Source organism: Mycobacterium sp. NGS17 (assembly GCF_059813205.1).
The window spans coordinates 29,186-54,611 of the sequence record NZ_JCALED010000012.1 but is presented as its reverse complement, the minus strand read 5'-3'; the positions used below and the strand labels follow the sequence as shown (position 1 = coordinate 54,611).

The 25,426-nt window shown below is 68.4% G+C and carries 23 protein-coding genes; 9 read left to right on the top strand and 14 right to left on the bottom strand.

The window, feature by feature from the left end:
* The first annotated feature begins 1 nt into the window (after position 1).
* From treY to AC5Y7E_RS22095, 3 genes are read left to right on the top strand one after another with little or no spacing between them, the layout of a single operon-like run.
* Positions 2–2,302 carry a malto-oligosyltrehalose synthase gene (gene treY / locus AC5Y7E_RS22105; protein WP_499950774.1) on the top strand — a complete coding sequence of 767 codons (2,301 nt, stop codon included), beginning with the start codon at positions 2–4 and terminating at the stop codon, positions 2,300–2,302.
* On the top strand, positions 2,295–4,034 hold the full coding sequence (treZ, locus tag AC5Y7E_RS22100; protein WP_499950773.1) for a malto-oligosyltrehalose trehalohydrolase: 1,740 nt from the start codon (positions 2,295–2,297) through the stop codon (positions 4,032–4,034). The genes treY and treZ overlap by 8 nt, the downstream gene beginning before the upstream one ends.
* A 37-nt stretch (positions 4,035–4,071) precedes the next feature.
* Positions 4,072–4,242 (top strand): hypothetical protein, encoded by a 171-nt coding sequence (locus AC5Y7E_RS22095; protein ID WP_499921670.1) that lies wholly within the window; start codon positions 4,072–4,074, stop codon positions 4,240–4,242.
* 4 nt (positions 4,243–4,246) lie between these two features.
* On the opposite strand, the gene AC5Y7E_RS22090 is transcribed toward AC5Y7E_RS22095, so the two are convergent.
* A complete protein-coding gene (locus AC5Y7E_RS22090) occupies positions 4,247–5,575 on the bottom strand; it encodes an aminotransferase class I/II-fold pyridoxal phosphate-dependent enzyme (RefSeq protein ID WP_499950772.1) in 1,329 nt (442 codons plus the stop codon).
* A gap of 40 nt (positions 5,576–5,615) precedes the next feature.
* Between AC5Y7E_RS22090 and AC5Y7E_RS22085 the strand changes: the two genes are divergently transcribed.
* Positions 5,616–6,287, top strand: coding sequence for a pyridoxamine 5'-phosphate oxidase family protein (locus AC5Y7E_RS22085; protein WP_499950771.1), 672 nt, complete (start codon positions 5,616–5,618; stop codon positions 6,285–6,287).
* A gap of 4 nt (positions 6,288–6,291) precedes the next feature.
* Here the strand turns inward: AC5Y7E_RS22085 and AC5Y7E_RS22080 are convergent, their stop codons facing one another.
* Genes AC5Y7E_RS22080 through AC5Y7E_RS22065 form a run of 4 tightly spaced genes read right to left on the bottom strand, consistent with a single transcriptional unit; the run spans position 6,292 to position 9,545 of the window.
* Positions 6,292–7,173: a phosphatase PAP2 family protein gene (locus AC5Y7E_RS22080; protein ID WP_499950770.1), complete on the bottom strand. Its 882-nt coding sequence runs from the start codon at positions 7,171–7,173 to the stop codon at positions 6,292–6,294.
* A gap of 15 nt (positions 7,174–7,188) precedes the next feature.
* The gene (gene ilvA, locus AC5Y7E_RS22075) at positions 7,189–8,472 is read right to left on the bottom strand and encodes a threonine ammonia-lyase (protein WP_499950769.1); all 1,284 of its coding nucleotides are present in this window, start codon (positions 8,470–8,472) and stop codon (positions 7,189–7,191) included.
* A gap of 38 nt (positions 8,473–8,510) precedes the next feature.
* Positions 8,511–8,948: a nitroreductase family deazaflavin-dependent oxidoreductase gene (locus AC5Y7E_RS22070; protein WP_499950768.1), complete on the bottom strand. Its 438-nt coding sequence runs from the start codon at positions 8,946–8,948 to the stop codon at positions 8,511–8,513.
* Between the two features lie 45 nt (positions 8,949–8,993).
* Entirely contained in the window at positions 8,994–9,545 is a 552-nt protein-coding gene (locus tag AC5Y7E_RS22065; protein WP_499950767.1) for a TetR/AcrR family transcriptional regulator, read from the bottom strand.
* A gap of 96 nt (positions 9,546–9,641) precedes the next feature.
* Between AC5Y7E_RS22065 and AC5Y7E_RS22060 the strand changes: the two genes are divergently transcribed.
* Together AC5Y7E_RS22060 and AC5Y7E_RS22055 are read left to right on the top strand one after the other, a co-directional pair.
* On the top strand, positions 9,642–10,049 hold the full coding sequence (locus AC5Y7E_RS22060; RefSeq protein ID WP_499950766.1) for a hypothetical protein: 408 nt from the start codon (positions 9,642–9,644) through the stop codon (positions 10,047–10,049).
* Entirely contained in the window at positions 10,046–11,524 is a 1,479-nt protein-coding gene (locus tag AC5Y7E_RS22055; RefSeq protein WP_499950765.1) for an FAD-dependent oxidoreductase, read from the top strand. The genes AC5Y7E_RS22060 and AC5Y7E_RS22055 overlap by 4 nt, the downstream gene beginning before the upstream one ends.
* Here AC5Y7E_RS22055 and AC5Y7E_RS22050 read toward each other — a convergent pair.
* The 5 genes from AC5Y7E_RS22050 to AC5Y7E_RS22030 all read right to left on the bottom strand — a co-directional run bounded on the left by AC5Y7E_RS22050 (position 11,521) and on the right by AC5Y7E_RS22030 (position 17,051).
* Positions 11,521–12,297, bottom strand: a complete 777-nt coding sequence (locus tag AC5Y7E_RS22050; protein ID WP_499950764.1) for a DUF6065 family protein — start codon at positions 12,295–12,297, stop codon at positions 11,521–11,523. The two genes, AC5Y7E_RS22055 and AC5Y7E_RS22050, sit on opposite strands and share 4 nt — an antisense overlap.
* A 105-nt stretch (positions 12,298–12,402) precedes the next feature.
* The gene (locus AC5Y7E_RS22045; protein WP_499921689.1) at positions 12,403–14,295 is read right to left on the bottom strand and encodes a lysophospholipid acyltransferase; all 1,893 of its coding nucleotides are present in this window, start codon (positions 14,293–14,295) and stop codon (positions 12,403–12,405) included.
* A complete protein-coding gene (gene fadD11 / locus AC5Y7E_RS22040) occupies positions 14,292–16,118 on the bottom strand; it encodes a fatty acid--CoA ligase FadD11 (RefSeq protein ID WP_499950763.1) in 1,827 nt (608 codons plus the stop codon). Before fadD11 ends, AC5Y7E_RS22045 begins: the two co-directional genes overlap by 4 nt.
* A gap of 64 nt (positions 16,119–16,182) precedes the next feature.
* Positions 16,183–16,653 (bottom strand): VOC family protein, encoded by a 471-nt coding sequence (locus AC5Y7E_RS22035; protein ID WP_499950762.1) that lies wholly within the window; start codon positions 16,651–16,653, stop codon positions 16,183–16,185.
* Positions 16,650–17,051, bottom strand: coding sequence for a helix-turn-helix domain-containing protein (locus AC5Y7E_RS22030; protein ID WP_499921695.1), 402 nt, complete (start codon positions 17,049–17,051; stop codon positions 16,650–16,652). The genes AC5Y7E_RS22035 and AC5Y7E_RS22030 overlap by 4 nt, the downstream gene beginning before the upstream one ends.
* Positions 17,052–17,112: 61 nt before the next feature.
* Here AC5Y7E_RS22030 and AC5Y7E_RS22025 point away from each other — a divergent pair, with 61 nt between their 5' ends.
* Positions 17,113–17,562, top strand: coding sequence for a PPOX class F420-dependent oxidoreductase (locus tag AC5Y7E_RS22025; protein ID WP_499950761.1), 450 nt, complete (start codon positions 17,113–17,115; stop codon positions 17,560–17,562).
* Positions 17,559–18,497, top strand: coding sequence for an MBL fold metallo-hydrolase (locus tag AC5Y7E_RS22020; protein ID WP_499950760.1), 939 nt, complete (start codon positions 17,559–17,561; stop codon positions 18,495–18,497). The genes AC5Y7E_RS22025 and AC5Y7E_RS22020 overlap by 4 nt, the downstream gene beginning before the upstream one ends.
* Positions 18,498–18,593: 96 nt before the next feature.
* On the opposite strand, the gene dnaE is transcribed toward AC5Y7E_RS22020, so the two are convergent.
* The 4 genes from dnaE to AC5Y7E_RS22000 all read right to left on the bottom strand — a co-directional run bounded on the left by dnaE (position 18,594) and on the right by AC5Y7E_RS22000 (position 24,646).
* The gene (gene dnaE / locus AC5Y7E_RS22015) at positions 18,594–22,133 is read right to left on the bottom strand and encodes a DNA polymerase III subunit alpha (RefSeq protein ID WP_499921701.1); all 3,540 of its coding nucleotides are present in this window, start codon (positions 22,131–22,133) and stop codon (positions 18,594–18,596) included.
* Between the two features lie 122 nt (positions 22,134–22,255).
* Entirely contained in the window at positions 22,256–22,687 is a 432-nt protein-coding gene (locus AC5Y7E_RS22010; protein WP_499950759.1) for a type II toxin-antitoxin system Rv0910 family toxin, read from the bottom strand.
* 110 nt (positions 22,688–22,797) lie between these two features.
* The gene (locus AC5Y7E_RS22005; protein ID WP_499950758.1) at positions 22,798–23,601 is read right to left on the bottom strand and encodes an SDR family NAD(P)-dependent oxidoreductase; all 804 of its coding nucleotides are present in this window, start codon (positions 23,599–23,601) and stop codon (positions 22,798–22,800) included.
* A 4-nt stretch (positions 23,602–23,605) separates the two neighbouring features.
* Positions 23,606–24,646 (bottom strand): SDR family NAD(P)-dependent oxidoreductase, encoded by a 1,041-nt coding sequence (locus tag AC5Y7E_RS22000; RefSeq protein ID WP_499950757.1) that lies wholly within the window; start codon positions 24,644–24,646, stop codon positions 23,606–23,608.
* 284 nt (positions 24,647–24,930) lie between these two features.
* Here AC5Y7E_RS22000 and AC5Y7E_RS21995 point away from each other — a divergent pair, with 284 nt between their 5' ends.
* The gene (locus AC5Y7E_RS21995) at positions 24,931–25,341 is read left to right on the top strand and encodes a group I truncated hemoglobin (RefSeq protein ID WP_499950756.1); all 411 of its coding nucleotides are present in this window, start codon (positions 24,931–24,933) and stop codon (positions 25,339–25,341) included.
* Positions 25,342–25,426: the final 85 nt, after the last annotated feature.

Genomic DNA, 25,426 nt, shown 5'->3' with positions numbered 1-25,426 from the left:
CATGGCTTTACCCGTCATCTCCACCTATCGGCTGCAACTGCGTGGTGAATCGAGTGGGTTCGCGTTCACCTTCGCCGACGCGGAAAACCTGCTCGACTACCTGAACGACCTCGGGGTGTCGCACCTGTACCTGTCTCCGATCATGACCGCGACGGCGGGATCGAGCCATGGCTACGACGTCACCGACCCGACGAGGGTGTCCCCCGAGCTCGGCGGCGCCGACGGCCTGGCACGGTTGTCGGCGGCGGCCCGAGCGCGCGGCATGGGCTTGATCGTGGACATCGTGCCCAACCATGTGGGTATCGACGATCCTCGGCAGAACCCGTGGTGGTGGGACGTCCTGCGAAACGGCCGATCTTCGCAATACGCAACGTTTTTCGACATCGACTGGGACCTCGACGACGACGGCCGCATCGTGCTGCCGGTGCTGGGTTCCGACGACGACGCCGCCGACCTCACGGTCGACGGGGACGTGTTGCGCCTGGGCGATCTGGCGTTTCCGATCGCGCCCGGCACCGCGGGGGGCAGCGGCGCGCAAGTGCACGACCGCCAGCATTACCGGCTGGTCGGCTGGCGCAACGGCGTGTGCGGCTACCGCCGCTTCTTCTCGATCACCTCGCTGGCCGGGTTGCGCCAGGAGGACCGCGCGGTGTTCGACGCCACTCATACCGAGGTCGGCCGGTGGTTCGCCGACGAGCTGGTCGACGGCATCCGCATCGACCACCCCGACGGCTTATCCGATCCGTGCGGGTACCTGGCGTGGCTGCGCGAACTGACCGGCCCGGAAGCGTGGATTGTGATCGAGAAGATCCTGGCCGTCGACGAGGCCCTCGAGCCCACCCTGCCGGTGGGCGGCACCACCGGTTATGACGTGCTGCGCGAAGTAGGCGGCGTTCTGGTGGATCCGGGCGGGGCCCGGGCGCTGACCGAACTGGTCGAATCCACCGGCGTGGACTACTCCGCGATGCCGGACATGCTGGCGGACCTCAAGATTCGTTCGGCCACCGACACCTTGGCCAGTGAGCTGCGCCGGCTGCGCCGCAGCATCGTGGCCGCGGCCGGCGTCGACCACCCGTTGTTGCCCGACGCCGTGGCCGCGCTGCTCACCCGTATCGAGGTCTACCGCTGCGACTATCCCGGCCTGGTCGCGCTGCTGCCCACCGCGCTGGCCGAAACCGAGGCGGCCGCACCGCAGTTGGGCCCCGCGCTGCAGGTGCTGGCGGCGGCGCTGGCCCGCGGCGGGGAGCCGGCCACCCGGTTGCAGCAGCTGTGCGGCGCCGTCACCGCCAAGGCCGTCGAGGACTGCTTGTTCTACCGCGACGCGCGGCTGGTCTCGCTGAACGAGGTGGGCGGCGAACCGCACCGCTTCGGGGTCGGCGCGGCCGAATTCCATCACAGCGCCGCCAGCCGGGCCCGGCTGTGGCCGCAGACCATGACCACACTGACCACCCATGACACCAAGCGCGGCGAGGATGTGCGGGCCCGCATTTCGGTGCTGTCACAGGTGCCCTCGCTGTGGACCGAGTTCCTCGCCCGCTGGGAGATCGACGCGCCCTCCCCCGATCCGGCGACCGGACAGTTCTTGTGGCAGAACATCTTCGGCGTGTGGCCCGTGAACGGTGAGGTCACCGAGGCCCTGCGCGAGCGGTTGCACAACTACACCGAGAAGGCCATCCGGGAGGCGGCCTGGCACACCTCTTGGAACGAGCCGGACGCCGATTTCGAGGGTGCGGTGCACCAATGGCTGGACACCGTGCTCGACGGCCCGGTGGCGGGCCAGCTGACCGAGCTTGTCGCCCAACTGAATCCGCACGCCGCCAGCGACGCGCTGGCCCAGAAGCTGCTCGCGCTGACCGTGCCCGGCATTCCTGACGTGTATCAGGGCACCGAGCTGTGGGACGACAGCCTGGTCGACCCGGACAATCGACGAGCCGTCGACTATGCCGCCCGCCGCGCAGCCCTGCAGGCCCTGGAGCATCCGAAGATCCGGGTCGTCACGACCGCACTTCGCGTGCGCCGTAACCACCCGGACACCTTCCTGCATGGCGACTACGTCCCGCTACTCGCCAACGGCGACGCCGGCGATCACGTGCTGGCCTTCCGTCGCGGCGAGGACATCGTGGTGGCGGTGACCCGCTGGACCGTGCGCCTGGCCGAAACAGGCTGGGGCAACACGGTTTTGCCACTGCCGGACGGCACCTGGAAGGACGCCCTGACCGGGGTGATCGCCGACGGCCCGACGTCGGCCGCCCAATTGTTCGCCGACCTGCCCGTGGTTCTGCTGGAGCGCCACCATGACTGAATTCCGGGTCTGGGCGCCCATACCCGCGCAGGTTCGACTCGACGTCGAGGGCCAGGTGCACGCCATGACCCGCTCGGCGGGCGGTTGGTGGCACACGACCGTCGATACCGCGCCGGACGCCCGCTATGGCTACCTGCTCGACGACGACCCCACCGTGCTGCCCGACCCGCGCTCGCCCCGCCAGCCCGACGGCGTGCACGCCCGCTCGCAATTGTGGGACCCGGCCGCCGCGACGTGGACCGACGGCGGGTGGGCCGGCCGCGCGGTCGAGGGCGCCGTCATCTACGAGCTGCACCTGGGCACGTTCACCGAGGCCGGAACCTTCGACGCCGCCGTCGAGAAGCTGGACTATCTGGTCGACCTCGGCGTCGACTTCGTCGAGCTGATGCCGGTGAATTCCTTTGCCGGCACGCATGGTTGGGGATACGACGGTGTCCTGTGGTACAGCGTGCACGAGCCCTACGGCGGACCCGACGGGCTGGTGCGCTTCGTCGACGCCTGCCACGGCAAGGGTTTGGGGGTGTTGATCGACGCGGTCTTCAACCACCTCGGCCCGTCGGGCAATTACCTGCCGCGGTACGGGCCCTACCTGTCGTCGGCGAGCAACCCGTGGGGCGAGGGCATCAACATCGCCGACGCCGATTCCGACGAGGTGCGCCGCTACATCATCGGCTGCGCGCTGCGCTGGATGCGCGATTTCCACGCGGACGGCCTGCGGCTGGACGCCGTCCACGCCCTGGTGGACACCACCGCGATCCACATCCTCGAGGAGCTCGCCACCGAAACAGACTGGCTGGCACAGCAATTGAGGCGGCCACTGTCGCTGATCGCCGAGAGCGACCTGAACGACCCGCGGCTGATCACCCCGCGCGACCGGGGCGGCTACGGTCTGACCGGGCAATGGGCCGACGACATTCATCACGCCATCCACACCGCTGTTTCCGGCGAGCGTCAGGGCTACTACGGCGATTTCGGCAGCCTGGCCACCCTGGCGCAGACGCTGCGCCACGGCTTCTACCACGCCGCCACCTATTCGTCGTTCCGGCGCCGCCGCCATGGGCGGCCGCTGGACACCAGCGAGGAAACGGGCATCCCGGCCACCCGGCTGGTCGCCTACACCTGCACGCACGACCAGGTCGGCAATCGCGCCCTGGGCGACCGTCCTTCGCAGAACCTGACCGGCGGCCAGCTGGCCGTCAAAGCCGCACTCGCGCTCGGATCCCCCTATACCGCCATGCTTTTCATGGGTGAGGAATACGCGGCCTCGACCCCGTTCCAGTTCTTCAGCTCGCACCCCGAACCGGAGCTGGCCCGGGCCACCGCCGAAGGACGCAAGGCCGAATTCGCCGAACACGGCTGGGACGCCGACGAGATCCCCGACCCGCAGGACCCCCAGACGTTCGCGCGCTGCAAACTCGACTGGAACGAGGTGGACACCGGCGAGCACGCCCGGCTGCACCGACTGTATCGGGACCTCATCGCGTTGCGGCGCAACCACCCCGACATGGCGGATCCCTGGCTCGACCACCTCACGGTCGACTACAACGAGGACGAGCGCTGGATCACCGTCTCCCGCGGCCGGTTGCACATCGTGTGCAACCTCGGAGCCGAGCCGGTGCGGGTCCCGGTCAGCGGTCACGTGGTGCTGGCCTGGGACGAGCCGGCCACCGACGCCGGCGGCACTGTGCTACAGGGCCATTCGTTCGCCATCCTGTCGGCTGTGGATAGCTGACTGGCGGCCGCGCCGCCTTACCCCCGAAGATGCCGCCATGAGTCAATTCGGTCAACGACGGGTCTGCCTGCACAACCCGAGCCTTCGCGCGAACACGATGTCGGGTCGGCGTACCGTGCGCCACGACATCGCGCCCACTGCGGGCGTCGATCCGTTGTGCAGCGGCCCCCGGCCCGCTGCGGCGACCGACGACGACGAGGACGCCTGAGCCGCTACACGATCGCCCGGCCATCGGGGTGCACCGCGCGTGCGACCGCGCCGGCGAGTGGATCGATCTCATCGAGAGCGAGCTCGGAGATCGTGATGCGGATGCCCGCGGGCGTGTTCATCCGGAACCGGCTGCCCGGTGCCGCGGCCCAGCCCGCGCCGAGCAGCCGGGAAACCGCGACCGCCTCGTCGGGAACCGGCACCCACACATTGAGCCCCGAGCGGCCGTGCGCCGGCAGCCCGCGTTCGGCAAAGGCGTCACATAGCCGTTGACGCCTGGCGGCGTACTGCCTTTCGGCCGTCGCGACCAGCGCCACCGCCGCGGGGTCGGACCACAAGTCGACGGCGAGCCGCTGCAGGAAGTGGCTGACCCAGCCAGGTCCGAGCCGCAACCGGCCATGCACCCGCTCGACGGTGCGATGGTCGCCGGCCAGGACGGCCACCCGCAGATCGGGGCCGTAGGCCTTGGACGCCGACCGGACGAACGCCCAGTGCGCGGTGCAGCCGGCCAGGGCGCGCAGCGATACCCCGGCAATGCCCGCGCAGTGATCGTCTTCGACCAGCAGCAGGTCGTCGGCCCGCCGCCCCAACAGCTCCCGCAACGACTCGGCCCGATCCGCCGAAAGCGCGGCGCCCGTGGGGTTTTGCGCGCGGTTGGTGAGCACCAGGGCACGTACCCCGCTCCCCAACGCCCGGGCGAGGTCGTCGGGCAGCGGACCGTCGTCGTCGACCTGCACCGGCTCGGCCGAAAGCCCCAGTGCCGCAAGGAGATCGAGCAGGTTCGCCCAGCCGGGATCCTCGACCGCGACGCGATCGCCCGGGCGCAGGTGTGCGGTGAGCGCGCGTTCGATGCCGTCCAGCGCGCCGCTGGTCACGGCCAGCTGATCGGCGGGAATCCCGTCCGCGGCCAGCGCGCGGCGGGCGAATTCCGCCAGCTCGGGCGAGACGGCCTGCTCGCCGTAGAGGACCGGTTGGCCGGTACCCGAGCCGGCCGGCGAGGCGCCGGCGATGGGCAGCAGGTCCGGGTTCGGGTTGCCGGTCGACAGGTCGCGCACGCCCGCGGGCACGTCCAGACCGAGCAGCGAGCGCGGACTGGTCGCCGGGCGGTGGCGCACGCGGGTGCCGCGTCGGCCGGCCGTCTCGACCGCCCCGCGATGGCGCAGCAGGCGGTAGGCCGCGGCGGCGGTGTTGGCGTTGACGCCGAGTTGGCCGGCGAGCTCGCGGACCGGCGGGAGCGCGTCGCCGGGCGCCAGCGCTCCGGCGGAGATCGCCGCTTCGATGCTGGCGGCTATGGACTCAGCGCCCGTTCCGGCTATGCTGTTTTGTACTGGCACGCAACTAATTATGTACTAGAACAAATACGAGGGCAATCCTGTGGACACCGCATATCAGCCGACGGCACGCACCACCCCGACCCGCTACCGGGAGCGTGCGCACTACGACCGCCGCACCATCCACGCCATCCTCGACGAGGCGCTCATCTGCCATCTGGGTTACTCGAGCGACGGTCGGCCGGTGGTCTTGCCCACGACTCATGCCCGGCGCGGCGAGACCCTCTACCTGCACGGTTCGACGGGCAGCGGCCCGTTGCTGGCGGCCAAGGCGGCCGGCGCATCGGGGGCTGGGCTGCCGGTCTGCGTCACCGTCACTTTGGTCGACGGTCTGGTGCTGGCCCGGTCCGCGATGCACCACTCGGTGAACTTCCGCTCGGTGGTCGTGATGGGTGATGCGCGCGTCGTCGACGATCCCGCCGAGAAGGCGCAGGCGCTGCGTTGCCTGCTCGACCACATCGCGCCCGGGCGCGCCGAAGACTGCCGCGCCCCCGACGCCCGCGAGCTCGCCGCGACGGGGGTGCTCGCGCTCGATCTCGTCGAGGTGTCGGCGAAGGTGCGTAGCGGCCCCCCGGCCGACGATCCGCAGGACGTTCCGCTGCCTCATTGGGCGGGTGTGGTGCCGCTGAGCCTGTCTGCCGGAACGCCGGTGCCGGCCGACGACCTCAGTCCCGGCACTCCCGTGCCGGGGTACCTCGGGAAGCACCGCCCCTGAGCCGTCACGGATCCGGCTGCCGTTTGCCGGTCCGCGTGGTGTTGTCCCACCAGAATCCGGCGAGCATGACGGCGCCGGCCCAAGCCACGCCCAGCATCCAGCCGGCGAGCACATCGCTGAGGTAATGGACGCCGAGATAGACGCGCGAGAACCCGATCAGGAACACCGACCCGATCGCCGCCGTCCACACCACCACGCGCCCGGTCCACCACGGGATCAGCCAGCGGGTCAGGATCCATGCAGTGATGGCCATGGTCGCGGCGGTGCCGGTGGCGTGCCCGGAGGGAAACGAATACCCGTCGGCGTCGACCAGGGCGAATGGCACGGGCGGGCGTTCCCGCCCCACCAAGGCTTTGGCGGTGAAGAGGATCAAGGGAATCCCACCGCCACAAACGAGAGCAAGCACCAGGGGCCGCCACGACCTGCATCGCCAGGCGGCGGCAACGGAAATCGGCAAGGCGACCGCCGCCAGCAGAAGGGGACCGCCAGCGTGGGTGACCACCCGCAGGGTGCTGGTCAGCCATAGATCACGGTGGGCCGCAAGCCACCCGGTTGTCGGCTGGTCGATTCCGGCGACGCCGTCGCCCTCGAGCACGTCGTCGAGCACTTCGGTGAAGCCGACCGCCAACGACACGACCGCGGCGAGCCCGAGAAGCACTGCGATGCCGGCGACTTCGCTGGTGGGCAACCGACCGATTCGCCCCCGCACCCATCGCATCGCTTCGCCGATCGCGGGAACGTCGGACATCCGCGCCATGAGTGCCCGTAACCGCGGCCCACGGCGAGCGACCCAGATCGCTGCCCACACAAGCAGTGCGAGCGACGCTACCGTGGCAGCGCTGACCAGCCCGAAACCGGCGGCACCGGGTCCAGACGGTGGGTGCATGTCGGCGGGGAGGCCCTAGAACAGCAGGTAGCGATAGGCGGGCGAGCCCGGTTTCAACGTCTCGACGTGAAGTTCCGTTGCGCGCATCCGGGCCAGCAGGCCGTCCAGGTCGGCCGAGGATCCCAACTGGATGCCGACCAGCGCCTCGCCGGTCTCCCGGTTGTTGCGCTTGACGTACTCGAACAGGGTGATGTCGTCGTTCGGCCCGAGCACCGTGTCGAGGAAGCGGCGCAGCGCGCCGGGCTCCTGCGGGAAGTCGACCAGGAAGTAGTGCTTGAGGCCGAGATGGACCAGCGAGCGCTCGAGCACTTCGCCATAGCGCGACACGTCGTTGTTGCCGCCCGAGACCAGGCAGACCACCGTCGAACCCGGCTCGATGTCGGCGTCCAGCAATCCCGCGACCGACAGGGCGCCCGCAGGCTCGGCGATAATGCCCTCGTTCTGATAGAGGTCGAGCATCGCGGTGCACACCGCCCCTTCGTCGACGGCGGTGATCGACACCATGTCGCCGGCCGCCGCCAAGGCGGCGTAGGTCAGGTCTCCGGCCCGGCGCACCGCGGCGCCGTCGACGAACTGGTCGACGTCGTCCAGCGTCACCGGCTCCCCGGCGGACAGCGCGGCCATCATCGCCGCGGCGCCGGCCGGTTCGACGCCGAGCACCGACGTGTTGTCGGTGCGCTCGGCCAGGTAGGTGGTGATGCCGGCGATGCAGCCGCCGCCGCCCACCGGGACGACGACCAGATCCGGCTCGCCGTCGAGCTGGTCGAGCAGTTCCGCGGCGATCGTGCCCTGGCCCGCCATGGTGCGCAGGTCGTCATAGGGGGGCACCAGGATGGCGCCGGTGCTTTCCACGTCGCTCAGCGCCGCCTCGGCGGCGAGGTCGTAGGTGGCGCCACCCACGATCAAGTCGATGAACTCCCCGCCGTGGTAGCGGATCCGGTCGCGCTTCTGCATGGGCGTCTTGGCCGGCACGTAGACGCGGCCGCGCACCTGCAACATCCGGCACGCGTAGGCGAAGCCCTGCGCGTGGTTGCCGGCCGACGAGCAGACCACGCCCGCGGCAAGCTCCGCCTCGGACAGCTGGACCAGCAGGTTGTAGGCGCCGCGCAGCTTGTAGGAGCGCACGATCTGCAGGTCCTCGCGCTTGAGGTAGACCTGCGCGCCGGTGATCGCCGACAACCGGTCGCTGAACTGCAAGGGGGTCGGCGTAACCACAGCGGCGATCCGCTTGGCCGCGCCGTCGATGTCAGCCGCGGATAACGGCGAGACGCTCGGGGGACGGCTCAATTCGGCGGACACTGGTCAATGGTGCCACGACAGCCGACCAACTCTGGAATTCAGCCGACCGGGGTCAGCACGAACACCGGGATCTGGCGGTCGGTCTTGGTCTGGTATTCGGCGTAGTCCGGCCACGCCTCGACGGCACGCTCCCACCACGTGGCCTTCTCGTCGTCGAAGACCTCGCGGGCGTCGTAATCGCGGGTCACCGAGCCGTCCTGCAGCTCGACGCGGGGGTTCTTCTTGATGTTGTGGTACCAGACCGGGTTCTTCGGCGCCCCGCCCAGGGAGGCGACCACCGCGTACTCGCCATCGTGCTCGACGCGCATCAGCGGCGTCTTGCGCAGTTTGCCGGTCTTGGCGCCGACCGTAGTCAGCAAAATGATCGGCTTGCCCTTCATGTCGGCGGCCTCGGTCCCGCCCGACTCGGCGTACTTGTCAGCTTGCTCGCGAGACCAATCCCATGGCGACGGCTCGTACTCTCCTTCTAGCGGCATGTCATCGACTCTAGGCGCGGATTTCCCGGCTGTGATCGCCCGCGATCACGGTAACGAGCCGGTGAGGTAGTGGGCGAGCACCGGGCGCAGCCACTCCGTCAGCGTCGTGTCGTCCATCGCGACTAGGGCCGGAACGCCAACAACGTTGCGCGCCATGGCGATTCCCAACACCTGCGACCCCACCATCGCGGTGCGCTCAGCGGCGCGGTCGGGAGTGACGGTGGTCAAGGCCGGCGCCACCTTCTCGACGAACACTTCCAGTAGGGCGTCGGCGGCGGCCCGGTTGGTTGCGGCAGCGCGCAGCAGCGGCAGGAAAGATCCGTCCGGATCCCATACCCGTACCAGGAACGGCACCAGGACGTCGGCGATGCGGTCCGGGGCGAGCCCGGTGAGGTCGGGGAAGTCGATGTCGAGCCGGGAGACCGCGGCGAACAAGTCGGCCTTGTTGCCGAAGTAGTGCATGACGAGCGCGGGATCGACGCCGGCCTCGGCCGCGATCGAACGGATAGTGGTCCGCTCGAAGCCGTGGGCGGAGAACAGGCTGCGCGCCGCACTGAGGATTGTCGCGCGGGTGGCTTTGCCGTCCCGGGTGGGCATGTCGAGAATTGTAGTTCAACAACTGTTGACATCGCTACTACATGGGCTTACGTTGATTTCAACAGTTGTTGAATCGGTTCATCGAGGAGGCCGAACATGACCGTGACCGTCATCCAGATTGGGCTCGATCCCGAGGTGATCGACTACTCGTCACCGGAGTTCGCCCAGTTCGCGGGCCTGTCCAAGGAGGTGCTGCGGGCCGCCAACGACGACAATGTCGCGGGGCTGCGCGCCGCGGGCTACCAGGTCGACAACTGCCTGATCGACTTCGGCGCCCCCGGCGCCGCGAAGGCCGGCGAGTGGCTGCGCGCCAAGCGCTACGACGCGGTGCTGATCGGCGCCGGAATTCGCCTGGTCGCCGGCAACACCCAGCTGTTCGAGTCGATCGTCAACATGGCGCACGCGACCCAGCCCGGCTGCCGATTCGTCTTCAACCGGGCAGCCCAAGCCACCCCCGGCGACATTCGTCGCTGGTACCCCGAACCGGAAGGAGCGATCCGATGAGCACAACCCCTGTTCGCGACGTCGACGTCCTGGTGGTGGGCGCGGGCCCCACGGGCCTGACCGCCGCCGGTGACCTGGCCCGCGCCGGGCGGGCGGTGACCGTGCTGGAGCGCTGGCCCGCCGAGAACACGACCAGCCGCGCGTTCGCCGTCATGCCCCGGACGCTGGAGCTCCTCGACGCGCGTGACGCCGCCGACGAACTGCTGGCGCAAGGTCAGCGCGGACCGGACGTCACGCTGTTCGCCAAGGCCCGCCTCGACCTGACCCGCCTCGACTCGGCCTACCCGTTCGTCTTGGTCACCCCGCAGACCAACGTCGACGCGGCACTGCGCCGCTACGCGGTGTCCGAAGGGGCCGAGATCCGGCGCGGCGTCGAGGTGATGGCACTCGAGCAGGATGCCGACAAAGTCACCGTCACCGCCCGCCCCAAGGGCGACGACGACCCCGCGCACCGCCAGACGTGGCGGGCGCGCTACGTGATCGGCGCCGACGGCGCGCACAGCACCGTCCGAACGCTGCTGGGCGCCCGCTTTCCCGGCAAGACGGTGCTGACCTCGCTCATGCTGGCCGACGTCAAGCTGGCGCACCGCCCGTCGGCCAACGGGTTGGTGGTGGGCACCACCGCTGACGTGCTGGGCTTCTTGGCCCCGTACAACCGTCACGACGAGGACGGATCGTGGTACCGGGCTCTGGTATGGGACCGCGACCACCAGCTGCCCGACAGCGCGCCCGTCGACGACGACGAGATCTTCGACGTCCTGGGCCGCGCCATGGGGACCGACTTCGGTGTGATCGAAATCGGCTGGAAGTCGCGATTCCATTGCGACGAAAGGCAAGTCGCCCAGTACCGGCACGGGCGGGTGTTCCTGGCCGGCGACGCCGCGCACGTGCACTCCCCCATGGGCGGCCAGGGCATGAACACCGGTATCCAGGACGCGGCGAACCTGGCCTGGAAGCTCGACGCGGTGCTCGGCGGCGCCGACGACGGGCTGCTGGACACCTACCAGGACGAACGCCACCCGATCGGCAAGCGGGTGCTGTTGCAGTCCGGCATGGTCGCCCGCGGCGCGACGCTGCATCGACGGCCCGCGATCTGGCTGCGTAATCTGCTGGTGCCCAACCTGTTTCGGATTGCGGCGGTGCAGGATTTCGTCGGGGGCAGCTTCGCGGGCACGGCCTTGCGTTACGGCCGGCGCGGCCTGGTCGGCACCCGCGCCGATGCGATCCCCCTCGTCGAGGGGCGGCTGACGCACCTGCAGCGCGGCGGCGGCTTCGTCCTCATCCGCGAATACGGCGCCGCCCCGGTCGAGACACCCGGGACGCTGCAGGCCGAGCGGTCCGACGGCGGGCCGGCCGTGCTGGTGCGCCCCGACGGCTACATCGCGTGGGCCGGCGCGTCGGCGCAGGCGGCCGCCGCGGTCATGAACATCACGAACCGCGGCAGTTACCCTGCCCGCGAGGTGATTTCGTCCTAGCCCCCGTTCGCGGGCCGATGCGTAGCGAAGGACCGCAAGCGACGGCGGGTTTGGTGGTCTTCCGCACCGGGCTCGCCGTCGCTGTGCCGGCCCCGCGTGTAATCGCCTTGCCAGGGCACCTTCTCGTTCTCCGCGGCTTCCTGTTCGCGGCCCAGCGCGCCACGTGAACCGAGGAAGTGCTCGTGCTTTGCGTACAGCTCCTCGTCGGATTCGATGGGCCTGAGCTCGGGTGCGAACTCCTCGAGCTCGGCCCTGCGTTGCGGCACGATCATGCAGATCGGCTCGTCGACCTCGAATCGCACCGGCATGAATTCGCGGGTGAACTTCCAGTTCATGCTGAAACTCGAGCTGGACCAATCGGTTTCGACGATGCCCTCCAACGGCGAGATGGCATCCTTCGGATGGTTGGCCGGGCCACGGACCAGCAGGTTGTAGCCGGGCGGGGTGCGAAACAGCATCGGCAGGTGCCAGGTCAGGATGCCGTAGCCGAAGTGGCTGGAGGGCAGGAACTGACCGCTCTCGCGGGTGTCGGGCGCGATCATCAGGTTGGTCCGGTCGTTGCCGCCCATCCAGGTCGCGGTGAACGCGCTGCGGTTGCGCACCTCCCAGCCGCTCTGGTTGGCGATCAGCATCGGCAGGCACCGGTGCGGCCAGCCCTGCCGAATCTCGGACATCCACGTCCGGCCTATCGGCGCGGGGCCGATCGGGGGCGCGATCTCGTGGGTGACATAGCCGATCAGCGGGCGGGACTGCCCACCGGATTTCTCGCTCATCACATCCTCGCTCCACCGGCCTATGCCGACCATCACTCGCCAACGCACTATCGCGACCAAACGTTAACGGTCCGTGAACCCCGCCGCTCGTCGGCAAACAGCGTCTCAGCGCGATCCGGCCAGCTCCGCAATGGTGTTGACCCGCCGGACAGCCGCCGCGATCTCGTCGGCGAACTCGCGACGCCGCCGGGCGATATCCAGGTCCTCGACGCCGCCCACCAACTCGCGATGCCGTGCCAGGCGCAGCGCCGTCTTGAACAACTCCATCGACCTCGATTCGGCGCTGGCGATCCTGCGTTGCAGCTCCCACTGCTTGCCCACCTCGAGGCACTCGGCCAGAAAAGCGTTCTCGTCGAATGATTCGTCGTCGTAGGCGGCGAGGCGGTCGGCGACGATGTGGTAGGCGTCCAGGAACGGGCGCAGCACGAGGTGCGCCAGCAAGACGTCGGCCTTCTCCAGCAGCCCGCGCACGTCGGCCGCGCCGGCCGCCTTGCTGGTGTCATCGACTCGCCCGAGCAGGCGCACCTCGTCGGCGAGTTCCTTCTCGAACTGCGCGCGCGCCGAGAACAAGAACTCGAATTTGAGCAACTCGCGCAGGCTCAGCGCCTCATCGCGCACAGCCGTCGGTTGCACCAATCCGTCCACCGAACCCTCGGCGTCCTCTATGGCCGCCAGCAATGCAGTCTCGGCGATCGCCCGGTCGACCACGATATGAATGGCGGCGTTGCGGTAGAACGCGGCGACCAGGTGCTGCTCCGCCCCGATGCCCCAGACCGGTTCGGTGCCGGCGTCGTACACGCTGACGACGCCGGAGGCGACCAGCTGGTGCAGGGTCCAGCGGATGGTCGAGCGATTCGTCAGGTCGGCTGCGCCGGCCACCGCCCAGTTGCGCGCCGCGATGTAGCTGGCCAACGGCCGCACGGTGGCCAGCACCTCGCTGATGGACAGTGAGCGATCGGCGCCCAGCAGCGCCAGGCTCACCACCGCCGTCGGGGTGACCGGCGTGGCTCGGTTGATGCGGTGCTCGACGTCCAGGGCGATCCGTTCGATCTCAGTGCCCGTGCCGGCCTCCTCGGCGCGCAGCTCCTCGAGCCGCTTGCGCAACGGCAGCGGTTCACCGAAATCGAGGTAGGCGCGGCCGAGCCGCTCGCCTTGCTGTCGCGCCAAGCGGACCAGGAAGCGAAAGTCTTCGGGCCGCTTGGTCGCGCCGTAAGCCTCGGTGGTCATGGCCTCCACCTCGTGCAGTTGGTCATACACGATCGAGGTCGGCACCAAATACACCTCGGGGCCCTCGATTTCGTCGACGGCATCGCTGATGTAGCGCAGGATTCCGAACACCGGCGGCCGCAGCTTGCCCGTCCTGGTCCGGCCGCCTTCGATCGACCAGGTCAGGTTGGCGTGGTTTTGCACCAGCTGCGCCGCATAGGCCCGCAGCACGAAACGGTAGACGGGAAGGTCCTTGGTCTGCCGCCGGATGAAAATGGTTCCGGTGCGTTTGGCCCAGGCGCCCATCGGAAAGAAGTTCAGGTTGGCGCCACCGAAGGTGAGCGCGGGCGACAGCCGATTGGCCTGGATCACCTCGGGCAGCAACAGCCCATCGAGATAGGAGCGATGCGAAAAGGCAAACGCCAGCGTGGCTTTGCGGTCCAGCTTGCGCAGGTGCGCGATCTGGTCCTCATCGGTCAGCACATCGTAGGCACGCATCAGCCAACAACTGAAGCTGCGCCACGCCTTCACGGCCCGCTCGTCGAGCGAGGGCGCCATTTCGCGCAGGTAGCAGGCGGCCTCGGCGCGCACGCTATCCGGCTCACGCCCGAGCTGGCGGGCCAACTCGACCAGCCGGTCGTCATACCATGGGGCGCTCAACAATTCGACGACCTCGGCCGGATCCGTCGACAGCGGTGACGCCGATTCCTCGAACATACCGGTGCGCTGCAACAGCTTTCGCACCCCCAGCCGGCCTATTTCCCGGGCGGTCGCCGCCGGTCCCCCGCTCATACCGGCTGCACCTTGGCGGCTTCGGCGGGCTCGTGCACCTCCGGATGCGGTTCGGGTGCATAAAGCTGCTCGATCTCGTCGGCGTATTTCGCCATGATCGGCTTGCGTTTGAGCTTCATCGTCAGCGTGATCTCGTCACCGCCGGGCTCCCACACGGTGGGCAGGATGCGGAACCGCTTGATCTGTTCAACCCGGGAGAGTTTGTCGTTGCCCGCCGCAACCCCGGCCGCGATCTCCGCGACCACCTCCGGGTCAGCCGCCAGGGCCGCGGGCGAGGCGTCGGTCAACCCGCGCTGGGCCGCATACGGGCCGACGGAGTCGGCGTCGAAGACCATCAGCGCGGTGTTGTACGGCCGTCCCTCACCGATGGTGATCATCACCCCGACCATGGGGCAAGAAGCCAGGATGGCGTTCTCGATATTGGCCGGCGACATGTTCTTTCCGGCCGCATTGATGATCAGCTCCTTCTTGCGGTCGACGATGCGCAGGTAACCCTCGGCGTCGACCTCGATGATGTCGCCGGTGTGCAGCCAGCCGTCGGCGTCGATCGCCTCGGCGGTCTTCGCGGGTTCCTTGCGGTAGCCCTTCATCACCAGCGGACCGCGGATCAGATATTCGCCGTCCTCGGCGACTTTGCCCTCGAGGCCGGGAAGCAGCTTGCCGACCGTGCCCAGCCGCGTGTCGTCCGGATGTGCCACGCTGGCAGCGCAACTCAGCTCCGACATGCCCCAAACCTCGCTGATCGGGATCCCGATCCCGGCGAAGAACGCCAGCGTCTCCTTGGGGATCGGCGCCGCGCCGGACACCGCCCAGCGCAATTCGCCGAACCCGAGCCGCTCGCGCAGCTTCGACAACACCAGCTCGTCGGCTTGGGCCCATTCGGCGGCCAGCTCCTCCGAGATCTCACGGCCGGCCACCAGAGCGTCGGCGCGCTTGCCGGCCACCGACAGCGCCCAGCGCAACGCCTGGCGCTTCGTCTCGTCGGCTTCGTTGGCGACAACGAATTCGATTGCGGCCTTGAGCTTCTCCCACACTCGCGGCACGGCCCCCCAGACCGTGGGCCGCACGTCGGGCAGGGCCGCGGCAACGGCACGCGCGTCAGCCACGGGAGTCACCTGGGTGCCGAACACCTCGAGGGGATACAGGGCCATCATCCGGTCGGCAATGTGGGCCGACGGCAGGTACGACGTGGTTCGATCGCCGAACCGGCTGCCCAGCACGGCGTCGAGTCCGTACGCCTCGAACAGCAGACTGGCGTGCGTCATCTCCACCCCCTTGGGATTGCCGGTCGTCCCGGAGGTGTAGATGAGGGTGATGACGTCCTCGGGCCGCACCGCCCGCCAGGTCGCCTCGAAGTCGAAATCCGTTTGCGCGGCGCCATACAGGTCGTCCACGGAGAGGGTGCCGGGCGGCGTACCGTCGATGCAGACGATGTGCTCGATTGGCGCACCGCTGGCGCGAATGCGGTCGACGTACTGCTCCTCGCAGATCGCGACCTTGGTGCCGGCGTTGTCGAACAGGTACGTCAGCTGCTCGGCCGGCAGCGTGTTGTACACCGAAAACGATGTGGCCCCGAGGTGTTGGGCGCCGATCTCGAACGGGTAGAACTCGATTCGGTTGGCCATCATCAGCGACACCGTGTCGCCCCGCCGGACCCCCAGGCCGGCCAGGCCGGCGGCGACCTTGCGCACCTGCGTCGCGAGCTCTCGCCACGTCAACACCTGGGTGTCGCCGGGCGTCCGGAGCGCGACGGCCTCCGGATCGACCGACGCGGTGCGCTGGAAAGCCTCGCAGAAGGTGACCGGATCCTGCGCTGTCGTCATTTCCGTCCTCCTCGGCGGCGCGACATCAGCCCTGCCTTCGTGAGCCTACGTCCAGTTCGCACGTTCACGACCCGGGACGCCAGAGTTGCACCGTGCTCGTCGCGCCACCGGGCAGTTCCACCAGCTCGATCGGCGTCCCGTCGGGGTCATAGACGAAGAACATCCGCACGCCGCCGATGTCGACGGGCGGCTCGGCGCGGACGCCGGGGTGCTCGCGCGTCACCGTCTCGTAAGCGGCGTCGAGATCGTCGACGCGAAACGACATGTTGGTGTAGCCCAGGTGCGGTCCGCTCGGGCACTCGGGCACCACGCCCAACGACAACAGCTCCACCATCGCCGCCCCGATCAGCCCGCCGATCATGCGGCCCCGCTGGGCGGCACCGCCGGTGACCGAATCCAGTCCCGCGCCCTCGAGTTCGACGTCGAACACCACGTCCATGCCCAGCACCGCGGTGTAGAACGCCAGGGAGGCCTCGATGTCCGAGACGCCGATGCAGACGTGGGAGAAGTTCTGCACCGCGATGGGATGGGTCATGCGGACTCCTTGTCGACGTGGGGTGGATGAATGCCGCAGGTACAGGCGTCAATGGAGGGGCATGTGCAGCGCATCCCCCACTCGATGACGGCCCGGGCGCGCGCCAGCGACTCCATGTGCGCGTCGATCTCGGCCAGTTTGGCCTCGGCCAGGGCGCGGCTGACCGGCCGTCCGGGAGCGTCGTCGGCGAACAGCAGCTGGATCTCCTCCAGCGAGAACCCGGCGGACTTGCACAGCGCGATCACCTCGAGGCGAGCCAGAATCGAGTCGTCGTAGCGGCGCTGGCCGCCCAGCCGCGCCGGCTCGGGCACCAGGCCGATCTGCTCGTAGTAACGCAACGCCGTCGCGGCCACCCCGGCCTGGCGCGCCACCTCCCCGATCGTCAGGCTTGGGGCCATCGCAATCTCCCGAGAATTGGATGCTTGACTTAGAGCCAACTCTAAGTCATTGACTGGCGTCATGACCATCCCCCGATACGCCGAACTCAACCGTTCTCGCTATGCCCTGCTGCGATCATTCCGCCGCGACGGCACGCCCGTCGGCACCCCGATCTGGTTCGCGTTCGACGACGACGGCGGCGTGTTGTTCCGGACCAAGGTCGGCCCGAAGACCAGGCGGCTGGCCGCGCGCCGTGGCGTCGAACTCGTCCCGTGCGACTACCGGGGCCAGGTGCACCCCGGCGCGACGACGGTGGCCGGCCGCGCCACGGTGCTGTCCGGTGCCGAGGCCGCCCGCGCCAACCGCGTGCTGCACCGGCGCTACGGCTGGCAGTGGAACATTCTCCCGCTGATCAAGCTTCCCGGCGTGACCAACGTGCACCAAGACCTGTGCGCGCGAGAGAAGCTGCGGCGCGCCCGCGATCGCGGCGTGTGGCCGGACAGCGTCATCGTGCGGGTGGAGCTGCCATGACGCGCGCCACGACGTCGGACCCCGTCCGCTCCCCCGGCTTGCGCCAATGCTGCGGTGCGGCAGTGGGATTGGTGCTGGGCATGGTGCGCCCTAGGCGGCCCGACGAGCGGTTCCTGCGCAGCGTCGTCGACGCGGGTCTGCCGGATCCCGGCCGCACCGTGACGGTGACGGCGCTGCCCCAACTGCCGCGCCCGGTGCCGACCGCCGCCATCGTGGAGGGCGCCTTCACCCCGGCGCGCATCGAGAACTCGCTCACGTCGTTCGTCGTCACCCACCCGGCGGCGACGTTCATCGTAGACCCCGCGGTCTGCGGCGACGTCGAGCGACGAGCGATCGCCCAGCTGCCCGCCGTGCTGCGGGTGGCGGTCCGCCCGCCGGCCGGCACGATCCCCACCCGCACCGCACTGAACGGCCTGCCCGACGCTCGCCTGGATTTCGCGCTTCCCACCCACGCGCACTGGGACCATGTGTCGGGTCTGCTGGATCTACCGGGTCTCCCCGTGTACCTGCACCGCCGCGAGCACAGCTGGATCGGCTCGGGTGGCGTCGCTCCCGTCGGCGGCGTGCGCGATTCGCTGCGCGACCGGCCCGTCAACGAATACGACCTGGACGGGCCGCCGGTGCTGACCTTCACCGCCAGCCATGACCTCTTCGGCGACCACTCGGTGCTGCTGGTCGACCTTGCCGGGCACACCCCGGGCAGCGTCGGGGTGCTCGCCCACACCGCACGAGGATGGATCCTGATCGCGGGCGACGCCGCCTGGCACTACTTGCAGATCGACAAGGTCCGGCAGAAGTCAAGCTATCCAGGCAATTTGGTGGACGAGGATCGTGACGAGACCTTCAGGACCCTGCAGCGCCTACACCTGGCGCGGCATGCGGTCACAATCATCCCGACCCACGACCACCAGGCCGCGTTGCGATTGGCCGGTTAGCGGTTCGGGGTCGAACGTGAAGTTAGTTTCACATTCGAACGCGAGTGTGAAACTAACTTCACACTCGCGGAGGAGCGGCGGTGGGCGCGCCGGCGCCTAGCCGCCCAGGCAGCCCGGGCCGAGCAGCGCCTTGAGGTCCCCCATCAGCGCCGGCGACGGCGTAACCCGAAGGGAGGCATCCAGTTCCAGGGTGGTGATCCGGTCCCCGCTGATCAGCCGCAGATGCACCTGTGCCGTGCCGGGGTGACGAGCCAGCACCTGCTTGAGCGCGGTGACCTTGTCGATGGTGCACTGCCGTGTCGGCAGGCTGACCGCCAGCGGCCGGTTCGGCTGCGCATTGGAAAAGTCCGGCACCACAAGTTCATTGGCGATCAGCGCGACGCGGTCGTCGCGCAGCGATACCTTGGCCTTGATCAGCACCACGGCGTCGTCGGCGATCTCGGCCCCGTACACGGAGTACGCCTGCGGGAAGAACATCACCTCGATCCCACCGGTGAGGTCCTCCAATTGAGCGGACGCCCAAGGCATCCCGTTCTTGTTGACCCGCCGGTTGACCGACGCGAGGATGCCCCCGACCCGCACCTGGGCGTCGTTGGGGACATCACCGTCGAGGATGGCCGGGATCTGGGTGTCGACCTGAGCGGTCAACAGGTGCGCCACCTGGTTGAGCGGATGCCCGGACACGTACAGGCCCAGCATCTCTCGCTCCAGGGCGAGCTTGTGCTTGTCCTCCCACTCGTCGTCGGGCACCTTGATGTTGAACACGGAGTCGCAGCCGACCCCGTCTTCCCCGCCGCCGAACAGGTCGAACTGGCCCATCGCCTCGGCCTTCTTGGTGCCCAGCACCGAGTCGACCGCGTCGGTATGCACCAGGAACAGACCCTTACGGGCGTGACCGAGCGAGTCGAATGCCCCCGCCTTGATCAGCGACTCGGTGACCTTCTTGTTGCAGGCCGCGACGTCGATCTTGTTCAGGTAGTCCGAAAAGTCGGTGAATTTGCCTTTGCCGTTGCGGGTGCCGATCAGCGAGCCGACCACGTTGGCGCCGACGTTGCGCACCGCGCCGAGCCCGAACCGGATGTCCCGCCCCACCGAGGCGAAGTTCACCAGCGACTCGTTGACGTCCGGCGGCAGCACCGTGATGCCGAGCTTTCTGCAGTCGGCCAGGTAGACGGCCGCCTTGTCCTTGTCGTCGCCCACCGACGTCAGCAGGCCGGCCATGTACTCGGCCGGATAGTTGGCCTTGAGGTAGGCGGTCCAGTAGGAGACCAGGCCGTAGCCGGCCGCATGCGACTTGTTGAACGCATAACCGGCGAACGGAAGAATGGTGTCCCACAACGCTTTCACCGCTTTTTCGGAGAAGCCGTTGGCGGTCATGCCCTCATAGAAGCCCTTGTACTCGGCCTCGAGCACCTCGAGCTTCTTCTTACCCATCGCCTTACGCAGCGCGTCGGCCTTGCCCATCGTGTAGGAGGCGACCTTCTGGGCGATGAACATGATCTGCTCTTGGTAGACGATCAACCCGTGGGTTTCGGCCAGGATCTCGCGCAGCGGCTCCTCGAGCTCGGGGTGGATCGGCTTGACCGCCTGACGACCGTTCTTGCGGTCCGCGTAGTCGTTGTGCGCGTTCATGCCCATCGGGCCGGGGCGGTACAGCGCCAGCACCGCGACGATGTCGTTGAACTCGGTGGGCTGCATGCGGCGCAACAGATCTCGCATCGGCCCACCGTCGAGCTGGAACACGCCCAGGGTGTCGCCGCGGCCGAGCAGCTCATAGGTGGGCTTGTCGTCCAGCGGCACCGATTCCAGGTCGAGGTCGATTCCCCTGTTGCTCTTGATGTTCTCCAGGGCGTCGCCGATGATCGTCAGGTTTCGCAGGCCCAGGAAGTCCATCTTCAGCAGGCCGATGGCCTCGCACGACGGGTAGTCCCAGCCGGTGATGATCGCGCCGTCCTGGGGCCGCTTCCACAGCGGAATGGCCTCGGTCAGCGGCTCGCTGCTCATGATCACCGCGCACGCGTGCACACCGGCGTTGCGGATCAGGCCCTCCAGGCCGCGCGCGGTCTGGTAGATGGTGCGCACGTCCGGGTCCGTTTCGATCAGGCCGCGGACCTCGGCGGCCTCCTTGAACCGCTCATGGCCCGGGTCGGTGATGCCCGACAGCGGAATGTCCTTGGCCATGATCGGCGGCGGTAGCGCCTTGGTGATCCGGTCGGCGATCGCGAAGCCGGGCTGGCCATAGTGGATGCGGGCCGAATCCTTCAGCGCCGCTTTGGTTTTGATGGTGCCGAAGGTGATGACCTGGGCGACGCGGTCGGAGCCCCACTTCTCGGCGGCGTAGCGCACCATCTCGCCGCGGCGACGGTCGTCGAAGTCGATGTCGATGTCGGGTGCCGACGGGCGTTCCGGGTTGAGGAAGCGCTCGAACAGCAGACCGTGCGGGATCGGGTCGATGTTGGTGATGCCCAGCGCGTAGGCCACCAGCGAGCCCGCCGCCGAGCCACGCCCCGGCCCCACCCGGATGTCGACCGACCGCGCGTAGTTGATCAGGTCGGCGACGATCAGGAAGTAGGACGGGAAGCCCTTGTCGCAGATGACCTTGATCTCGTACTCGGCCCGGTCGATGTAGTCCTGGCCGACACCGGACGGAAAGCGGCGCGCCAACCCGGCCAGCACCTCGTGGTGCAGCCAGCTCGCCTGGTCGTGACCCTCGGGCACCGGGAAGATCGGCATCCGGTCGCGCGGCGCCCACACCTCGTCGTAGGACTGCACCCGCTCGGCGATCAGCAGGGTCGAGTCGCAGGCACCGGGGACCTCGCCGTCCCAGATCTGTCGCATCTCGGCGGCCGACTTCAGGTAGTAGCCGTCGCCGTCGAACTTGAACCGGTTGGGGTCCGAGAGCGTCTTGCCGGTCTGCACGCACAGCAGCGCCTCGTGGTTATGGGCGGCGTCGCGGGTGACGTAGTGGCAGTCGTTGGTGGCCAGCGGCGGGATGCCCAACTTGCGGCCGATCTCCAGCAGCCCGTCGCGGACCCGCGTCTCGATGGACAGCCCGTGATCCATCAGCTCCAGGAAGTAGTTATCGGCGCCGAAGATCTCGCGCCACTTGGCGGCCGACTCCAGCGCCTCGCGCTCATGGCCCAGCCGCAGCCGGGTCTGCACCTCACCCGACGGGCAGCCGGTGGTGGCGATGATGCCCTCGGCGTGTTCGGCGATGATCTCGGCGTCCATCCGCGACCACTTGCCGAGCTGACCCTCGAACGACGCCAGCGAGGACAGCTTGAACAGGTTGCGCAGGCCGGTGGCGTTCTCGGCCACCATCGTCATGTGCGTGTAGGAGCCGCTGCCCGACACGTCGTCCGACTTCTGGCCCGGGTCGCCCCACAGGATGCGCCGCGTGTCGAAGCGCGAGGCCGGCGCGATGTAGGCCTCGACGCCGATGATCGGCTTGATCCCGGCCTTGGTCGCCGCGTTGTAGAACTCGCTGGCGCCGAACATGTTTCCGTGGTCGGTCATCCCGACCGCGGGCATTTGCAGCCGGTCCACCTCGGCCAGCATCGGCGCGATCTTCGCGGCACCGTCCAACATCGAATACTCGGTGTGGTTGTGCAGGTGCACGAAGGACGAGTGGTTCATAGGGACGCCAGTCTATGACCGCGGACCGACACGAGTTCGGCGTGTCGCGGCGTGTGTCTGTGTTTATTGGTGGCGACCCGCCGCGCCCGGCTTCGCCGCGCTTGCGATCGCCACGAACCGGTTTATCCGTACAACTCGACGAAGTTCTGCAGTGACTTCGCGACGTCGCCCTTGACGGCGCGCGCCGCCGCCGAGCCCACCGGACCGAACAGCGGCCGTCCGCCCAGTTCGAGGCGCAGACCCAGCGTCGAACCATCCGCGGTGGGCCGCACGCTGAGGGTGACGGCGTATTTGGCCCCGCCCTTGCCGGACCCTGACATCGCCATCTCGTGCGGCGGGTCCCACGTGGTGACCGTCCAAGTCACCCGGTTGCGCAGTCCCTTGGCCCGCGCCACGCCGACGATCTGGGTGCCCTTGGCGATCTCGTCGGGCAGTTCGCCACGCCATCCCTCGTGCATGATCAGCCAGTCGCCCAGGTCCGACAGGTCGGAGACGTGGTCCCACATGTCTTGCGGGGTCATCGGGACGTCGGCGGTCAGGTCCACAGCGGCCACGCGAATCCTCCTTGCTCATTCCCGACCGCCACGCTGGCGTGACGCTGGGTGCTCGATGCCACGCTAGCGTGACGTCCGCAAGCGGGAGGTGCCCCCAGCTCGGCGAAAGATTACTTCTTGGGCCCGCCGCGGAATCGGTTGCCGATCCGAATGCCGGGCAAAAGCAGGCTGCGCGGCGCGAACCGGCCGCCGGTGCTGACCACCTTGGGCACCACGCCGGGCACCACCGTCCGCCGGCCGGACAGCATGCCGCCGATGGCCGCCTCGGCCACGTCGCGCGGCGACACCTGCGCAATGGGGATGCTGAACCGCTCGGCATTGGCGATCTCGGCCCACTCCGTCGGCACCGGCCCCGGGCACAGGCAGGTGACCGACACGCCGGTCCCGTGTAACTCCTCGTGCACCGCTTCGGAGAACGTCTGCACGAAAGCCTTGGTGGCCGAGTACACCGCCATGAACGGAACCGGCTGAAACCCCGCGATGGACGCGATGTTCATCACCGCGCCGGCACCGCGCTTGACCATGCCCGGCAACGTCGCGTGGGTCAGTTCCATCAGCGCCAGCGCATTGAGGGTGACCTCTTCGCTCTCGCGCTCCAGCGGCAGCTCGTGAAACACCCCGCTGGTCCCGAAACCGGCGCTGTTGCACAGGCCGGCGATCGGATCGCTGCGCAACCGGTCCGCCAATTTCCCGCGGCCCTTGCTGTCGCCGAGGTCCAGCGGCAGCACCTCGATGGCGACCGAGTACTCCTGGCCGACCTCGTTGGCCAACTCGTCGAGGCGCTCGCGGCGCCGCGCGACCAGCAACAGCGGGAAGCCACGGCGGGCCAGCCCGCGAGCCAGTTCGGCGCCGATGCCGGACGACGCGCCGGTGATGACAACGGTGGTTTGGATGTCAGGTTTTGGAAGGCTCATGGTGTCACCAATGTATCCCTCGGGTCGCCCGCACGAAGTTCTCGCTGCGTCTGTCGAATTCTGTTGTGTCAGTTGATGCTTCACTGCCCTTCGCGGCGCTGGAGTCGCCGAACATGGCGAACGCCCGATTGCGCACCCGATCCATCACCGCCGGGTTGACCGCGTCGGCGACCGCGGCGAACTGCCCGAACGGCGAGCTGGCCCGGCGGGGCCGGTGCACGATCGCGTCCGCGATCACCCCGGCCGCCTGGTCCGGCGTCAGCGCCGGGAACTTGTCGTAGAGCGTGGTCGGGCTGATCATCGGGGTGCGCACCAAAGCCATGTGCACGGTGGTGAACTTGACGCCGTCGTTGACGGTCTCGGCCTGCAGCGAGTCGCACAGGCTGTCCAGCGCGGCCTTGCTGGCGATGTAGGCGCCGAAGCGCGGCGCGCGGGTCTGCACGCCCACCGAGGAGACGTTGACGATGTGCCCGTATCCGCGCTCGCGCATCCCGGGGATGAACTTGAGGATCAGCTGGACCGCGCCCAGGTAGTTCAGCTGCATGGTCCGCTGATAGTCGTGAATGCGGTCGTAGGACAGCTCGAGTGAGCGCCGGATCGACCGCCCGGCGTTGTTGACCAGGATGTCGACGCCGCCGACGTCGCTGAGCACCTGGTCGGCCATGGCCGCGATCGCGTCCATGTCGGACAGGTCGCAGGGATACACCTCGGCGGTGCCGCCGTCGCCGCGGATCTCGTCGGCGACCTTCTCCAGATTCTCCCGGGTGCGGGCGACCAGCGCCACGGTCCCCCCGGCCTCGGCGATCTTCTTCGCGGCGGCCTCACCGATGCCCGACGATCCCCCGGTGATCAGGACGGTCTTGCCCTTGACGGCCTCCTCGAGCGTGCGGCCCTGCACCGCGTCCAGCAGGTTCCGCAGATAGAACGGCCGGTACCGTCCGGCCGAGTTCGGGGTGTTGACGAGGTGAGACACCGTAGCCAGCGGCTTTTCCACCAGGTTTCCGATCGAGTTCTCCACCAAGTTCGTTAAGTCACCAAGATTCATCGGCTTTCGCTCCTGATGATGTGAGCCCCCCGACCGCAACTGGCCTGCCCGTAGACCACGACCGCCTTGCGGGGCTGTGCGAGTGATGTGACGTGCATCATTAAGCCAACCTAGGACATCGGCGGCTCACCCCGATGCGGATTGCGGTCATGTAACACCGCGACCACTCTCACGGCCCGACCAGTACTACCGCCAGCATTGGGCAATCCGCTTGTTACACAAGGCAATCCGGCCGTGATCGCGCACTTACCGACGAGCAACGCCGAGATGTTCCAATCGTGCTCATGAAAATTCTGGCGCGCTTTCACAAGCCGGCACCGGCACCCATCTATGACCGCATCGGTGGACACGAGGCGATCGAAGTCGTGGTCGAGGACTTCTACGTTAGGGTGCTCGCCGACGATCAGCTGTCCGGCTTTTTCACCGGCACGAACATGAACCGCCTCAAGGGCAAACAGGTCGAGTTCTTCGCCGCCGCCCTGGGCGGCCCGGAGCCCTACACCGGCGCCCCGATGCGGCAGGTACACCAAGGCCGCGGGATCACGATGCACCACTTCAGTTTGGTGGCCGGACATTTGGCCGACGCGCTGGCGGCCGCGGGGGTGCCGTCGAAGACCGTGACCGAGATTCTCGGCGCGATCGCACCGCTTGCTCCAGAGATCGCGACGGCCGACGCCGGCAAGGTCAACGTCTGAGCGGTTGCCGCGGTTGCGCCGAGATTGCCGCGGCGGCTGCGGTCATGGGGGTGATCACGACCGTGGCGGCAATCTCGGCGCGTCC

Excerpts from the sequence above, each read along its gene's own strand:
- AC5Y7E_RS21995 (WP_499950756.1), top strand. The coding sequence starts at position 24,931 with ATGAAAATTCTGGCGCGCTTTCACAAGCCGGCACCGGCACCCATCTAT.
- AC5Y7E_RS22060 (WP_499950766.1), top strand. The coding sequence starts at position 9,642 with ATGACCGTGACCGTCATCCAGATTGGGCTCGATCCCGAGGTGATCGAC.
- AC5Y7E_RS22045 (WP_499921689.1), bottom strand. The coding sequence starts at position 14,295 with ATGAGCGGGGGACCGGCGGCGACCGCCCGGGAAATAGGCCGGCTGGGG.
- AC5Y7E_RS22065 (WP_499950767.1), bottom strand. The coding sequence starts at position 9,545 with ATGCCCACCCGGGACGGCAAAGCCACCCGCGCGACAATCCTCAGTGCG.
- AC5Y7E_RS22080 (WP_499950770.1), bottom strand. The coding sequence starts at position 7,173 with ATGCACCCACCGTCTGGACCCGGTGCCGCCGGTTTCGGGCTGGTCAGC.
- treZ (WP_499950773.1), top strand. The coding sequence starts at position 2,295 with ATGACTGAATTCCGGGTCTGGGCGCCCATACCCGCGCAGGTTCGACTC.
- AC5Y7E_RS22030 (WP_499921695.1), bottom strand. The coding sequence starts at position 17,051 with ATGGCCCCAAGCCTGACGATCGGGGAGGTGGCGCGCCAGGCCGGGGTG.
- AC5Y7E_RS22050 (WP_499950764.1), bottom strand. The coding sequence starts at position 12,297 with ATGAGCGAGAAATCCGGTGGGCAGTCCCGCCCGCTGATCGGCTATGTC.
- AC5Y7E_RS22000 (WP_499950757.1), bottom strand. The coding sequence starts at position 24,646 with ATGAATCTTGGTGACTTAACGAACTTGGTGGAGAACTCGATCGGAAAC.
- AC5Y7E_RS22035 (WP_499950762.1), bottom strand. The coding sequence starts at position 16,653 with ATGACCCATCCCATCGCGGTGCAGAACTTCTCCCACGTCTGCATCGGC.
- AC5Y7E_RS22095 (WP_499921670.1), top strand. The coding sequence starts at position 4,072 with ATGAGTCAATTCGGTCAACGACGGGTCTGCCTGCACAACCCGAGCCTT.
- AC5Y7E_RS22020 (WP_499950760.1), top strand. The coding sequence starts at position 17,559 with ATGACGCGCGCCACGACGTCGGACCCCGTCCGCTCCCCCGGCTTGCGC.
- AC5Y7E_RS22025 (WP_499950761.1), top strand. The coding sequence starts at position 17,113 with ATGACCATCCCCCGATACGCCGAACTCAACCGTTCTCGCTATGCCCTG.
- AC5Y7E_RS22055 (WP_499950765.1), top strand. The coding sequence starts at position 10,046 with ATGAGCACAACCCCTGTTCGCGACGTCGACGTCCTGGTGGTGGGCGCG.
- AC5Y7E_RS22005 (WP_499950758.1), bottom strand. The coding sequence starts at position 23,601 with ATGAGCCTTCCAAAACCTGACATCCAAACCACCGTTGTCATCACCGGC.
- fadD11 (WP_499950763.1), bottom strand. The coding sequence starts at position 16,118 with ATGACGACAGCGCAGGATCCGGTCACCTTCTGCGAGGCTTTCCAGCGC.
- dnaE (WP_499921701.1), bottom strand. The coding sequence starts at position 22,133 with ATGAACCACTCGTCCTTCGTGCACCTGCACAACCACACCGAGTATTCG.
- treY (WP_499950774.1), top strand. The coding sequence starts at position 2 with ATGGCTTTACCCGTCATCTCCACCTATCGGCTGCAACTGCGTGGTGAA.
- AC5Y7E_RS22070 (WP_499950768.1), bottom strand. The coding sequence starts at position 8,948 with ATGCCGCTAGAAGGAGAGTACGAGCCGTCGCCATGGGATTGGTCTCGC.